1 protein-coding gene is annotated in these 452 nt (G+C 37.6%); it reads right to left on the bottom strand.

Features of this window, described 5'->3' with window-relative positions; genetic code table 11:
* Positions 1-360 (bottom strand): Arm DNA-binding domain-containing protein (locus DRF58_RS18235; protein ID WP_245955622.1); only part of this gene is annotated, 360 nt, incomplete at its 3' end.
* Positions 361-452 lie beyond the last annotated feature (92 nt).

The raw sequence follows: 452 nt of genomic DNA, 5'->3' as shown, positions 1-452 counted from the left end.
GAACTGTTCATAGAATTTGAAAAAGGTCAGTTCTCCGCTTTCCATCCCAAGAACGGCATTTTTAAGTTTAGCACTGTTTACAGCCCCCTCATTCTTCAGAATTTTGGAATAGCATTCCTCAATACCCGAACGAATTTTGTCAAGTTTCCTGTTTGTGTCTTGTGCTTCTCGGCTTTTACCTAAAACCCTGCCGTACTTCAAATCCCAATTTGTTGCGGAAATATCCAGCTTTGTACTGAATGCAGACTGTTTGCCGTTTACGGTAATTCTGCACATAACCGTAACCTTTCCGTTCTTCTTCGGGGCATTCTTTTTAAGGTAGAAAAGAACCTTAAACGTTGATTTTTTTGTCGTTTCCATACTCACAATTCTTAATGATAAAATTAAACCTATGTGAGCTACGGAACAATATGAAAAACTATGCAGAAAGCTGAAATACAGTATTTTAAAAC

Source organism: Epilithonimonas hispanica (assembly GCF_003385395.1).
GTDB classification, from domain to species: domain Bacteria; phylum Bacteroidota; class Bacteroidia; order Flavobacteriales; family Weeksellaceae; genus Epilithonimonas; species Epilithonimonas hispanica.
This window is presented reverse-complemented; position numbering and strand designations above follow the sequence as displayed.